General features: G+C 45.8%; 11 protein-coding genes. 6 read left to right on the top strand and 5 right to left on the bottom strand.

Translation table 11 applies throughout. From position 1 onward, the window contains the following. Positions 1-288 precede the first annotated feature (288 nt). Together RIM23_RS31290 and RIM23_RS31285 are read left to right on the top strand one after the other, a co-directional pair. Positions 289-1725 carry a sodium/glutamate symporter gene (locus RIM23_RS31290; RefSeq protein WP_446372483.1) on the top strand — a complete coding sequence of 479 codons (1437 nt, stop codon included), beginning with the start codon at positions 289-291 and terminating at the stop codon, positions 1723-1725. 129 nt (positions 1726-1854) lie between these two features. Further along, on the top strand, positions 1855-2349 hold the full coding sequence (locus RIM23_RS31285; protein WP_446372481.1) for a hypothetical protein: 495 nt from the start codon (positions 1855-1857) through the stop codon (positions 2347-2349). Between the two features lie 57 nt (positions 2350-2406). On the opposite strand, the gene RIM23_RS31280 is transcribed toward RIM23_RS31285, so the two are convergent. The 3 genes from RIM23_RS31280 to RIM23_RS31270 form a co-directional block, all read right to left on the bottom strand. Beyond that, positions 2407-3282 (bottom strand): bifunctional class I SAM-dependent methyltransferase/HIT family protein, encoded by an 876-nt coding sequence (locus RIM23_RS31280; RefSeq protein ID WP_446372479.1) that lies wholly within the window; start codon positions 3280-3282, stop codon positions 2407-2409. 642 nt (positions 3283-3924) lie between these two features. After that, positions 3925-4542, bottom strand: coding sequence for a vWA domain-containing protein (locus RIM23_RS31275; protein ID WP_446372477.1), 618 nt, complete (start codon positions 4540-4542; stop codon positions 3925-3927). Between the two features lie 304 nt (positions 4543-4846). Next, a complete protein-coding gene (locus tag RIM23_RS31270) occupies positions 4847-5932 on the bottom strand; it encodes a Fe(3+) ABC transporter substrate-binding protein (protein WP_446372475.1) in 1086 nt (361 codons plus the stop codon). 26 nt (positions 5933-5958) lie between these two features. Here RIM23_RS31270 and RIM23_RS31265 point away from each other — a divergent pair, with 26 nt between their 5' ends. From RIM23_RS31265 to dprA, 3 genes are all read left to right on the top strand, one after another. After that, on the top strand, positions 5959-6090 hold the full coding sequence (locus RIM23_RS31265; protein ID WP_446333998.1) for a hypothetical protein: 132 nt from the start codon (positions 5959-5961) through the stop codon (positions 6088-6090). Between the two features lie 195 nt (positions 6091-6285). Further along, a complete protein-coding gene (locus RIM23_RS31260) occupies positions 6286-6897 on the top strand; it encodes a hypothetical protein (RefSeq protein WP_446372473.1) in 612 nt (203 codons plus the stop codon). A gap of 77 nt (positions 6898-6974) precedes the next feature. Continuing rightward, positions 6975-8099, top strand: a complete 1125-nt coding sequence (dprA, locus tag RIM23_RS31255) for a DNA-processing protein DprA (protein ID WP_446372513.1) — start codon at positions 6975-6977, stop codon at positions 8097-8099. 575 nt (positions 8100-8674) lie between these two features. Here dprA and RIM23_RS31250 read toward each other — a convergent pair. Then, positions 8675-9313, bottom strand: a complete 639-nt coding sequence (locus RIM23_RS31250) for a Uma2 family endonuclease (RefSeq protein WP_446372471.1) — start codon at positions 9311-9313, stop codon at positions 8675-8677. A 634-nt stretch (positions 9314-9947) separates the two neighbouring features. After that, the gene (locus RIM23_RS31245; RefSeq protein WP_446372516.1) at positions 9948-10145 is read right to left on the bottom strand and encodes an NACHT domain-containing protein; all 198 of its coding nucleotides are present in this window, start codon (positions 10143-10145) and stop codon (positions 9948-9950) included. Positions 10146-10993: 848 nt separating this feature from the next. On the opposite strand from RIM23_RS31245, the gene RIM23_RS31240 reads away from it, so the two are divergent. Next, on the top strand, positions 10994-12886 hold the full coding sequence (locus RIM23_RS31240; protein ID WP_446372469.1) for a methyl-accepting chemotaxis protein: 1893 nt from the start codon (positions 10994-10996) through the stop codon (positions 12884-12886). Positions 12887-13250 lie beyond the last annotated feature (364 nt).

Raw genomic sequence — 13250 nt, 5'->3', positions numbered from 1 at the left:
ATACCCATACTAAACCGCTGATTTTATGGACTTGTTAAAATCAAAATATGATTTTTAAATCATACAGCTTTATTACTGTATAGCAGGTTAGTAAGCTCAGGCAAGTCGGGAATTTTCTCGCCCATACATCTTTCCCACCTTGCAGAATGCTCAAATAAGCCTGATTCTGCACCTCCAAGGTAATACAATGTAATACGCAAGAAAAAAAAGTGTTTCCTGAACCTAAGTACAACGATTGACTGGCTTGAAGGCGGGATAAAATCAAATATTACAGCATATAATTTTTCCATGCTTAATCTTAAAGATGCCCTGTTTGCCTTCATCTTGGTTGCACTCCTGATTCTAGTCGGGCGGTTGATCCACCAAAAAGTCCACTGGATACAGAAACTCTACATTCCCGAATCCATTGTCGCCGGTGTGGTGGCGCTGTTGTTGGGACCTCAGGTTTTGGGTGCGATCGCGGGTCCAACTTCACCCCTGGCAAATGGCTTATTCCCCGAATCCATTCGGGATGTGTGGTCACAGTCTCCGGGGGTATTCATCAATATCGTCTTCGCCGCCTTGTTTCTGGGTGAATCGATTCCTAATCCACGGGACATCTGGAATAAAGCCGCACCCCAAGTGGTATTTGGTCAAAGTCTGGCGTGGGGGCAATATGTAGTGGGTATTTTACTCACAATGCTGATCCTCATTCCCTTCTTTGATATTGATCCGACGGCGGCGGCTTTAATTGAAATTGCTTTTGAAGGGGGACATGGTACAGCCGCAGGGATGGCGGGAACGTTTCAAGAATTGGGTTTTCCAGATGGCGCTGACTTAGCTGTAGGATTAGCAACCGTGGGGATTGTGTCGGGGATTGTGGCGGGAACGGTACTTGCCAATTGGGGGAGACGTAAAGGCTATGTTCAAGGCGTTCAGCAAAACGTAGCTGAACCCGACTGGTTTGAGGATTACACCCACAGTGAAACCCCGCAAATCCGCAGGGCGCGATCGCGATTGATGCGGAATATGTTAATTGATCCCCTGTCGCTGAACTTCGGCTTTGTCGGATTAGCGATCGCGATTGGTTGGCTGATTCTTAATGGATTAATTTGGATCGAGTCGGTGACATGGGGGAGGGGGGGATTTGAAATGATGAGTTATGTCCCCCTATTTCCCATGGCGCTGGTTGGCGGGATTATTGTGCAGTTGCTGATGGAACGGTTGGGACTCCATCCGCTGATTATTCGACCCCTAATGAATAATATTGCTGGGGTAGCCTTAGATATCGTCATCGTTACCGCCTTAGCCACAATTTCTCTAACTGTAATCGGAGCCAACCTTGGTTCTTTTATTATTCTGAGTATCGCTGGGATAGCTTGGAACATTTTTGCCTTCCTTTATCTCGCCCCTCGCGTGATTCCCTCCTACTGGTTTGAACGGGGGCTGGGTGATTTGGGACAATCTATGGGAGTCACCGCAACAGGTATTTTATTGTTGCGAATGGTTGACCCCGACAATCGATCGGGTGCCTTTGAAAGTTTTGCTTACAAACAGTTGTTTTTTGAACCCATTGTTGGCGGAGGATTATTCACCGCAGCCGCACCCAGTCTTATTGCTAAATTCGGTCTAGTTTCCATCTTGTTTCTCACGGGCGGAATTCTCATCGCTTGGCTGATTTTTGGATTTCTCGCCTTTGGCAAAAGTGCCAGACAAGCTAGAAAAGCGGAAAAGGGGATGAAGTAGGGACAGGCGTTAATTGTTAATGGGTAACTGATTTTCCCTTTCTTTGCTTTGTACTCTAGAATGAGCATATATTCCGGTCATGGGGTTTTCAGGAAAAGTATCTATTTGTCTGTTACACTTGCAAGATCCATGCTGACACATCACCGCTTGCCGGTTTGTCTTTCGGTTGTATCGACTGATCTGCCGATTTGGTTCACTATCGAAACGGCGGCTACACTGTATCAAAAAGAACGCGATCGCTTTCATTTGCTCTTGAGAGAACCCCCACTCCCTGGAGGGGAATCGCTACACCCACCTCAAACTGATCCCACTAATGGGGTCAAGGGAACTCCGCACCGACTTTTGTGGCTAGAAATTTCCCCCTATCGGGTGATTATGACAATGCAGGCAAATGGTAACTTGAGTTATCGTCACCGTTGGGAGCGAGGGGTGTATGGTATCAGTCGTTATTGGCTTCAGGGAACCTCGAAGAAAAACCATCAGTCTTTGCAACTGCGAAACTATACCCGGATGCTGAAACTAGAGGGACACCCCTTACCCCAACATTTGGAACTTGACTATGAACTTTGGTCTGGCAAAGTTCAACTGGGTCACTACCTTCTCCGGCTACAGATTCACCATTAGATAAGATGGGGGATTAGATGGCAAAAAGGGGATACCCAAGGCGGATTTGGTATGATATCATTTCCGGTCAAACTGGTAACTTGTAACCTTTGGAATCGCATATCTGATTCCACCTTTGGCTCCCGCAACATCCCCCTGGTAACGAGGGATAATATGAATACTCGTGTGTCTCATCTTTTGTCCCGCCTCTCTATTCACGTTGATTCCCACATTAAACCCATCCGGATGAAATTGATCCTTTAAAAATTCTTGTACTTTGTTTACCATAAACCAGCAGGCAGATTGTTCTTTAAAGTCCAGATCAAAATAATTAGCGACATGACGTTTAGGAATAATCAAAACATGACCAATGCTAGCTGGATAACCATCAAACATGGCATAAGCCGTTGCTGACTCGGTGAGTATCCGGAGATTTTTCCGAGGGTTGCAAAAGAGGCACTTATTTTCAGAATGTCTTTGATAGTTATAATGAACGTACTCGTAAATTTCGCAATAATCGTCTAGGTGAATGGATTGGAATGGCAGTTTAACTATGCACTGATACGTCGGCTTTTTATGAATATAATGTTCTCTAAATCCTTCTTTTTTTAGATCCCGCCTCACTGCATAATAAGCTTTTCCGCCCGGTTTTAACAAATGTGAAACGTTCATGAGAACAGTTGCTTGTTCTTCAGCAAACAGAACATTTAAAACATAAAAACATAGGATGGTATCAAACTTATGATTGGGGTATTCTGGGAAATAGTAAGGGTCATACCCAGTGATGTCAAAGCCTTTTTGCTGTAAAAGTTTAACATCATTGCCAAAGCCACAACCAAAGTCTAGAATTTTACCGTGAAGCCGATTGGTTTCGAGGAGAAGCTGTCCAGGGAATGATAGATAAACTCTGTCTTTGGCGGTGAGATGACTGAATTGATTGGTTTGCTTTTTCATAGGAGAGGGGACAACAAAAAAAAGCCTGCTAACCCCGATGCAGTATCAGGGGTGGTCAAGAGATTAATCCGCGATCGCGTTCACCAAGACTTCCCCTAACGTCATCTCCGCCATGTCATCTAGGGTAATCGTGTCAGCAATATCAAACTTAGCACCCGCCCTCCCCTCTCCCTATTCCTCCCATCCCCCCTAGCCCCCCTTTGAAAGGGGGGATGGGGGTTAGGGGGATGGAGAGGGGCAAAGGCGTGAGGGCTGTAGCTTAAGTTGAATGTCACTGACTGGTATGCTGGTGGGCAATGCCCACCCTACTGGCGTGACCCACCTAATTTGGCTTGTAGTAAGGGATGCGAACCCTATCTTTTGTTGGGTTTCCTTGGGTTTTCCCAACCTACTGGCGTGGCACAGCTTATTTAGTGAATTAGAATGGGAGCCCGGAAACCGTAGGGGCGCATGGCGTGCGCCCGATTCAATGGTAAAATCTATTGCACCATTTTAGCTATAGGTAGTGGGCAAGATGCTCACACTACAAGGATTTCCCCATTCTTGATATTACCGTTTAAATGCCGAACAGCTTATGGAAGGTTTAACTGATAACGTTATTGCTCAAACCGATAACTTGAGTAAACCCGCCCTGCTTGAGGATTAATCCTGAATGGCATTCAGCAAGATTTCGGGTAACGTCATATCCGCCATATCATCGAGGGTAACGGTGTCAACTATATCGAATTTAGCACCCGCCCCTTGCAATTCATCATCAAGGATCTTGAGAAATCGGGTTGCTGTGGGATCATTGCCCACTTGAATCAGGGAAATGGCTAATTCTTCATCCCGATCCATATGACGCGACGCTTCCACAATTACTCGCATCACGGCTTTGCGATCGTCGGGTTCTCCATCGGTAATTACTAAAATGGTTTCCCCTTGGGGTTTAGTTTGTCCCGCCGTTTTGCGCTGAAAGTAGTTATTAAGAGCATCCTGAAGTACACTAGCCAAGTCAGTCCGCCCCATCGGGTCATTTTCTTGGAAGATTTGCGCTACTTTGTCTGAGGTAACGCCATCGTAGCGTTTAAACCGACTGGAAAAGAGGTAAATGGTGATACCATCGGGATCAAACTGTTCACATTTTCTGGCAAGGGCGAGAGTGGACTCTTGGGCAGTATACCAACGGGTTTGTCCACCGGGTTGGTCGGGCGTTGACATGCTGCCACTTTTGTCGATGATTAGGGTGTAGTCGCGGTTTTCCATAATTGAATCTGCCATAACACTAATTTCACTGATTTATTAGAGAGATTGGGGTGGGGGTGTTAGATGTTGGTAGCACTGATGACACTGAGGTGTTGGTACTCAATGGACTGACTAGTTGGCTACTTTGTAGTTTACCTCCCTTAGTGTCTCAGGTTATATGCCTCAAGGTTGATGCTATGGGGAAAAAATCTTAGCGTTTGGGGGCGCAGGGGAGATGAGGGCGGGTTTAGTCATATCAGGGCGGGTAAAAAACGATGATAGTAAAACCCGCCCCTACACAATCAAAATCTTCTCACCTTTCCCTACTGGGATTCACGGATCACTTCCAACCGGCTCGATCCATTAATTTAACGGCTTCTGGGTTCTTTTCTCCATAAGTGACGACATCTAACTCCGATTCCTTGAACTCACCAAAGCTAGAGACAACGGAATTGGGTTCCATCTCCGTCACGATAGGATACTCATTCCCTTGATTGGCAAAGATTTCTTGGGCTTCTGGCGTAACCAGATACTCTAAAAACTTAACCGCATTGTCTTTGTTCGGCGCATTGATAACGACACCGCCGCCGCTGATGTTGATATGAGTCCCATTGGCGGTTTGATTGGGGAAGAACACGCCCACTTTTTCGGCTACTTCTTGATCTTCAGCCACATCAGACTGTTTGAGACGGGCAACATAGTAATGGTTGACTATTGCTACATCACATTGACCCGCTGCTACGGCTTGAATTTGGGAGGTGTCGTTCCCTTCGGGGGGACGGGCAAAGTTAGCCACTAAGCCTTTTACCCAGTTTTCTGTCTCTTGTTCTCCTTTACTTTCGATCTTAGAGGCGACTAAGGATTGGTTGTAGATATTTTCGGAACTGCGGATGCAAACTCGTCCTTTCCATTCGGGTTCGGCTAAAGCCTCATATGTGGAGAGTTCCTCTGGCTGAACATTTTCTTTGTTATAGACGATGATTCGCGCCCGTTTGGATAACCCAAACCACTGTCCTTGGGAATCACGTAGATTGGCGGGAATTGCTGATGCTAGCGTTTCTGAGGAAATTGGTTGCAACAATCCATCCTCTTGCGCCCGCCACAGGCGTCCCACGTCAACGGTAATTAATACGTCAGCCGGACTGTTTGTTCCTTCACTCTTAATCCGTTCAATCAACTCATCGGCGTCCCCTTCAATCAGGTTCACCTTGATCCCCGTTTCCTCGGTGAAGTTGTCGTAGAGAGCATCATCGGTGTCATAGTGACGGGCGGAATAGAGGTTAATTTCGCCCGCATCGGCTGTATTACCCGTCGCACCATCAGTATTTGCAGTATTAGCTTGTTCGTTGGGACTTGAACAGCCCGCCACGACGAATAGGGCGAGTCCAGAGCAGAGTCCGATTATACTACGTCTAGTAATTTTCATAGTGACCAGTTTTGCCGTGATTTGAGTTGAGTACCAGTGAAGTGCGATCAGTTATTGGTGATCCGTTACCACCAGAGATGAATATCCTAGCCCGTCTGGGATTTGGCGAAGTTGCCAAGGGTTCACTCAGGTTGACCACGCTGCACTGGAGTGGATAGATGATTATTGTACCTGTTAATGCAAGTAATTCTTAATTGAGGAGTGATTATCCTGGCAATTGGCATGAAAGCCATGTAGAGACAGGCTTTTGAAGTGTTTCCCAGCCGATGTGTTGGGGCGGGTTTGACCGACCGGGCGATATCATTTAAAGGCTGCCTGTTAGTTGTTTCATCCCAATCAACCCTTAATATGATATGGCATACAGTGACTTTAGCCTAGACAAAGTCGTGAAAACCTTTGAGTTAACTATTTCTGATCAACTCAAAATGTTTTCATCTACACCCGAACTAGAATGCAGCAATTATCTACTAGAGACTCTAGATTATAACGTACCGTTAGCTCTAGCTAGTAATACCGAAAAATCCCGCTCAGAGATGATTATTGCTCCCATTCTCATCGAACTACGAAAGCAGTTACAGCAACGGATAAGTCTGTTTTCGGGTGTAGAGTTTAATGTCGATCCTGCCCAAGGATTGAATGGAAGTTGTGACTTTTTGATTAGCCGTTCCCCAGAACTGTTACTGGTTACCGCACCTGTTATCATCATTGTTGAGGCAAAAAAGGACAATATCAACGCGGGATTAGGGCAATGTGTCGCGGAAATGTTAGCCGCTCAAATTTTTAATGATCGGGAAGGGAATAAGATAAAGTCTATTTACGGGACGGTGACGACAGGCAGTATATGGAAATTTTTAAAATTAGAAGCACAAACGATTGAAATCGATTTAGGGGAGTATTTTCTCAACAATGTCAATAAAATTTTGGGAATCTTAGCGAATGGTATTCATGAATCCATTAATGTCTAATCGTTTCTGCTGTTCCTCTGTTGTTTCAACCTGAACCAATTTGATTGACTGAACGTATTGATAGTGAGGACAATCCATTGCCAGACGATCGCGCCTATTGGTTAGCTTGGTCACAAGTCCCTCGTGTGGGACCAGTGTTACTGCGACGCCTACAGCAACATTTTGACACCTTGGCAGAGGCTTGGGCGTCTCCAGGGAGGGAGTTGGGTAGGGTAGAAGGGTTTGGGCTGCGGTTAATCGAAGCAGTAGAGGAGACGCGATCGCACCTCAACCCCCAAGAGTTTCTGGAACAGCACTGTGTCAAAAATCCCTGTTTCTGGACACCGGCTGATCCCGATTACCCCCGCTTATTGCTAGAGATTCCTAGTTCGCCGCCAGTATTGTACTACCACGGACAGGTTGACCTGCAGGAAAATCAGGGGATGAAGCCGATGGTTGCGATCGTCGGAACTCGCGAACCGACAGATTATGGTAAGCGCTGGACAAGGAAAATTAGTGCCGCGCTGGCGAAAAAGGGCTTTACTGTAGTATCTGGAATGGCAGCCGGGATTGATACCGAAGCCCACAAGGGATGTTTAGAGGCTGGTGGGAGGACGGTAGCCGTTTTTGGTACAGGAATTGATGTGATTTATCCGCCTAGGAATAAATTACTATACGAGACTATTTTAGAACAGGGATTAGTATTAAGTGAATATCCGGCAGGAACCAAGCCGAATCGCCCTCATTTTCCCCAACGCAATCGAATTATCGCCGGCTTGAGTCGGGCGGTTTTGGTGATGGAAGCGCCGACGAAATCAGGGGCGTTGATTACCGCGTATCAAGCGAATGAGTTTTGTCGCGATGTGTATACGTTACCGGGTTCGTTGGATAATCCTAATGCTGTGGGATGTTTGGGATTATTGAGTCGGGGGGCAAATGTGATTTTGAGTGAGGGGCATTTGTTGGAAATGTTGGGGGCGATACCGGAATTGGATACTGGGAAACAGTTATCTTTATTTGAGCCAGAACCTGTTAAAATGACGCCGAAGTTAGCGCCAGAGTTGGCAAAGGTGTTTCAGGTTTTGGGGATTGAACCGACGCCCTTAGATGTGATTGTCCAGGAAACAGGGATGACAGTGGCGGAGGTTTCTAGTGTTTTGTTGCAGTTGGAATTAGAGGGGTTAGTGTCGCAGTTACCAGGGATGTTATATCGGCGAAATTGAATCATTATTTTATCGTAGGGGCGCACAGACGTGCGCCCGGTTTTGGGGCTGTGTACCTGCACGTTTTTATCATTTCCCCCTCATTCCCCCCTTTAGATCCGCCTCCCGTCCCCCTTTAGATCCGCCTCCCGTCCCCCTTTAGATCCGCCTCCCGTCCCCCTTATAGATCCGCCTTCCGTCCCCCTTATAGATCCGCCTCCCGTCCCCCTTATAGATCCCCCTTCCGTCCCCCTTATAGATCCCCCTTCCGTCCCCCTTATAGATCCCCCTTCCGTCCCCCTTATAGATCCCCCTTCCGTCCCCCTTAAAAAGGGGGAGACCCAAGGATGCTTCGCTTCTGTTGCACGGGGAAGCCAGAGGATGCGGGAGCCTTTGTTGCACGGGGGAGGACAGAGGATGCGAGAGCTTTTTTTGCATGGGAGAAGGGGAACCGGACTCTCTTGCTCCCCTCTCCCCTCTCCCCATTCCCCCCTTTCAAAGGGGGGCTAGGGGGGATGGGGGCTAGGGGGGATGGAGAGGGTCTGGGGGTGAGGGCTGTAGCTTAAGTTGACATGAATGACCGATGTGCGCCCAATTTAAAGACTATCTGGATCGATATTCAACTCCCGCAATTTTGCCGCTAACCGTTCAGCGCGTTGAGCTTCTTGTTCTCGCTGTTGTTCTAATTCCAAATAGGACAAAAACCGTTGCCCATCAGATCGATATAATTCTAACTCTGCTTCTGTTAATTCAAACCGCACAGTTAAGCGAGGACTGACCCAGCCGGACATGGGTTCAATGACTTCTAATAGTCCTTCAATTCTTTGCCACCCTCTCAAACCTTTATCGTCTGGATCATAGAGGTAATATTCTTCGACACCATAACGGTTATAAAATGCCAGTTTTTTATCCATCTTAGTCTGGCTGTCATGATAAGAACGGATTTCAAGGACAACCTGCGGCGGGATATTATTTTCGCGCCATTGCAGGTAGGAACGGCGATCGCCTTTTGGTACGCCAAACACAACCATTACATCCGGCGCTTGGGAGATGGTGTTATTGCCTTCAACTGGATACCAAAGTAAGTCTCCGGCTACAAATACATTCGGGTCATCTTTAAATAAAGCATCACAGCCGCCTTGGATTTTGGTAATCCATTGATATTGAAGGGTGCTGTCTGCCATGGGTTTACCATCACTAGAGGGATAAATAATTTCTTCTTTGGTGAGTGTCATAGTATTAAAACCTAAGTTTAATTTACTTAGTCATAAGTTGTTGTGCTGTCGTTGAGGGATGTTGATTAAATTCTATCAAAATTTGCCCCTCTAATATGATTCCCCTGTAGGGGCGACCCGCTTGCACAAATTGACAATTGTGTCCACTCAATTTGCTCGGGTCGCCCTTTGTTTTCATGGGAAGTCTAAACATCTGAGTCGGGGCGGGTTTAGTCACATCTGGGTGCAACCAAAAAGATAGTTGTGAAACCCGCCCCTACACATTTAATACGAATGTCGCTGACTTAAGCTGGTTTCGTAGTAGGCACGAAGCGTGCCAGAAGCGCTAAAGCGCTGACTACAAACTTGAACGTCAGTACCATTTTACTTAACACTAACGTTGTTTAGATTGGATTGTGTAAACAAAATTTATGTTTAAAATTATATCATATCTGGCTTGTTTTATTATCTAATTGTGCTAATTTATTCTGAGCAAACTCTCTGACTTTCTCATCGGGATCATTTTCGGCTAGGTTACGCAGTAATGGTAGAGTTTGGGGATGGTTTAGATATTGTTCAATAATTACCTCAAGTGCCGTTTTACGAGGATTAGGTGTCTTGTTTGTCTCATCTTTTAAAGAATTTGTCTCATCTTTTAAAGGATAGGGATCATTGACGGCGCGATCCGCTGCGGTTTATAGCCAATCACGCGAGACGTAACAATTACCCGCACATCAGGATAATCATTGGTGAAGCGATGAATATCGGTAATTACATCCTCCCGTTTTCCCGGATCAAATACCTCATCCAAGCCATCAAACATGAGGGGTGGGTGATTCCCCCTGTGCTGCATAGGGGTTAGCCTGTTGGGTTTCCTTGCGTCAACCCAACCTACAACCTTGATTTCGTTGGGTTTCCTTGCGTCAACCCAACCTACAACCTATTCCACAATTTTAGGTGTGCCACGCCAGTAGTCAGTTATGTAAGGTTTATGGCGAAGACAGCGCAACTACGAATTTAGGTTTTGTTCCGATACTATTTATCGTAATACATTGACTCTAAATGTATGACAATTGTATGTCATTTTATGTATGACAATTCGCGATATTTGAATTTTACTCGTCGCTGAATAAGTCAGGATTTTATATAGGATTTTGTCGGCTTAAAGATGAGATTTTAATTTTGTAAATGGAAAATTTATCAGCCTAGATACTGGTTTTTATTTATTTGCTCATAAATTATAAATAATTGATAATTTTGTTGCTGAATATCAATCTGCTGCAATAGCATAGGGATAGTGAATAAAACAGTCTGCTAGGATAAAAATCTGGGTATCTATAGTAGTAGTGGTTAAGCGCTACCATGGAATGTATGTCAATCAAATCCAATACCTCGTCAGGTTATTTGGGTTAAATCTTGAGCAAACCCAGCATTTATTAAAAGGCTGAGTTTCCGTTCTCAATTCAGCGGAAAACGATGATAGACTCCTGTCCTACAGATTGGTTAAATTAGGGTTATCTATGATTGGATTCGGTAAAGGCGTAATCAATTCCATCCCTGTGCTAATAATCTCCTCTAATCTGGCAAAACAGAGGACTAGGGGAGTTTTCCAGGAAATGAATGGACTGTATTTTCTCTCCTCCCATCTCCAGCAGGGAGACGGGATTGTTCAACAGAATCTAGAGTGGTAGGTAATCAGCCATGTTGGCAAAATTTCTAAAAAATTTATCCAACCAGAAAAAACTTCAGAATCAAATCCTATTGCTGCTGTTTTTAAGCAGTCTTATTCCAGTCTCGATTGTGGGACTTTATGGAATATTTTCGTCCACTACCGCCCTATCCGAATTATCGGAAACTCAACTCGAGGATAAAGTTGCTGACGACGCCGAAAATATTGGCGCTGTCTTAGAGGGGATTAATGAGGATGTTTTGTTCCTAAGTGAAATTCCCGCAATTCAAGGAATTATCCGAGCGGAAACGGGTGGTGGAACGGATTCGCAAAGCAATCAATCGGCTGATGCTTGGGTAGAACAAGCCGAGACTATTTTTACGAGTCTAATGGAAGCGAAGTCTGAATATATGCAGCTTCGGTTTCTTGACGAAAACGGTCAGGAAGTGGTAAGAGTTGATTCCGATGGGACGACGACAACAGTTATCCCGAAATCTGAGTTGCAAAATAAAGGCGATCGCGACTATTTTACGGAAGCGATAAAACTCGCTCCAGGTGAGGTTTATGTCTCCCCGGTGAACCTGAACCAGGAACGGGGAAAAATCGAAACGCCGTTTAAACCTGTGATTCGCTACGCCACACCTGTTGTTGACTCAGCCGGGGAAAAACAGGGGATTGTGATTGCTAATGTCTTTGCCAATCAGTTTCTCCAATTTATCGAAGATGCCAATTTAAGCGAGGGCGAAACAGCCTTACTGATTAATGAAGATGGCTACTATCTTTCCCATCCCAACGATGATAAAGAGTGGGGATTTGATCTGGATATTGATGAAACATTGGCGAAGGATTATCCTGAGCAAATTGTTGAGCAAATTCTCCAAGGTGAACAGGGATTGATTGGTACAGGAAGTAATGAACTAATCAGCTATGCAAAAGTTGATCCAGCACCGAATCAACCTGGCTTTTTAGTGGCTATCCGTACTGTTCCTAAAAGCACGATTTTTGCGTCTGTAAATGCCTTTAAACTGGTGGCGACGCTGATTATTTTAATGTCCCTCGCCGCCGTGCTACCTGTAGGTGTTTTCCGGACACGCCAACTAGCCGATTTAATCAAACACATTGTGACTCGGATCTCCACCGCTAGCCAAGAAATCTTTTCAACTTTAGAAGAACAAGAACGGGTGGCGAGTCAGCAAGCGGCTTCGGTGAATGAAACCACCACCACCATGGATGAGCTAGAAGCCTCCTCCCGACAATCCGCCGAGCAAGCCAAAGCCGCTGTAGCCGCCGCTCAGAAAGCCCTGGAACTGACTCAGGGAGGAACACAAGCGGTAGGTGAAACCTTAGAAGGGATGTACATTCTGGAAAATAAAGTCGGCGCGATCGCACAACAGATTGTTCGTCTTTCTGAACAGGCAAATCAAATTGGTAGTATTTCTCAGTTGGTGTCTGAATTAGCTAACAAAACCAATATGTTAGCCCTCAATTCTTCAGTAGAAGCGGTGCGTGCGGGAGAACATGGTAAAGGCTTCTCTGTGGTTGCTAATGAAATTCGCAAATTAGCCGATCAAAGTCAACAATCCGCTGACAAAATTAGTCTGCTGGTTTCAGAAATTCAAAGTGCGATAAACTCAACCGTAATGGTGACTGATGAAGGCACAAAAACCGTCGCATCCGGTGTACAAATTGCCCAAAAAACCAATGACGCCTTTACTGGTGTAGCCGATGCGGTTGACAAAGTGGTGTTAAACAATCAACAAATCTCCCTGAACTTGAAACAGCAAGTCGATGCGATTCAACAAGTCGTTGAGGCAATGGAAACCATTAATAAGGGAGCCAAAGAAACCGCCACGGGTATTAATCAAACCAAAATAGGTACTCAGCAACTGAACGAAACCTCTCTGGAATTGCAACAGATGGTTTAAATGTGTGGGGATGTTCCAGACTTATACCGAGTTGCGCTCAAACATAGTAGATAGGAAAAGCAGGGGGAGCAATGTAGAGACGCGCCATGGCGCGTCTGGAAGTAGGGGGAGCAATGTAGAGACGCGCCATGGCGCGTCTGGAAGTAGATCGTCTAGATCAGCCATTTTGGCGACGTGAGCAAAAATAGCTCACTTTGACCCAGGTTCGCTCCCACATTGGCGAGAGGCTAAGTAGGGGGAGCAATGTAGAGACGCGCAATGGCGCTTCTGGAAGTAGGGGGAGCAATGTAGAGACGCGCCATGGCGCGTCTGGAAGTAGGGGGAGCAATGTAGAGACGCGCCATGGCGCGTCTGGAAGTAGGGG

The sequence above is a fragment of the Coleofasciculus sp. G3-WIS-01 genome (genome assembly GCF_040223135.1).
Taxonomy (GTDB): Bacteria; Cyanobacteriota; Cyanobacteriia; order Cyanobacteriales; family Coleofasciculaceae; genus Coleofasciculus.
The sequence above is the reverse complement of the archived record's forward strand: the minus strand, read 5'-3'. Positions and strand labels throughout refer to the sequence as shown.

Coding starts and splice junctions, on each gene's coding strand:
- RIM23_RS31270 (WP_446372475.1), bottom strand. CDS start 5,932: ATGAAAATTACTAGACGTAGTATAATCGGACTCTGCTCTGGACTCGCC.
- RIM23_RS31245 (WP_446372516.1), bottom strand. CDS start 10,145: ATGCAGCACAGGGGGAATCACCCACCCCTCATGTTTGATGGCTTGGAT.
- RIM23_RS31285 (WP_446372481.1), top strand. CDS start 1,855: ATGCTGACACATCACCGCTTGCCGGTTTGTCTTTCGGTTGTATCGACT.
- RIM23_RS31240 (WP_446372469.1), top strand. CDS start 10,994: ATGTTGGCAAAATTTCTAAAAAATTTATCCAACCAGAAAAAACTTCAG.
- RIM23_RS31250 (WP_446372471.1), bottom strand. CDS start 9,313: ATGACACTCACCAAAGAAGAAATTATTTATCCCTCTAGTGATGGTAAA.
- RIM23_RS31260 (WP_446372473.1), top strand. CDS start 6,286: ATGGCATACAGTGACTTTAGCCTAGACAAAGTCGTGAAAACCTTTGAG.
- RIM23_RS31290 (WP_446372483.1), top strand. CDS start 289: ATGCTTAATCTTAAAGATGCCCTGTTTGCCTTCATCTTGGTTGCACTC.
- RIM23_RS31275 (WP_446372477.1), bottom strand. CDS start 4,542: ATGGCAGATTCAATTATGGAAAACCGCGACTACACCCTAATCATCGAC.
- RIM23_RS31280 (WP_446372479.1), bottom strand. CDS start 3,282: ATGAAAAAGCAAACCAATCAATTCAGTCATCTCACCGCCAAAGACAGA.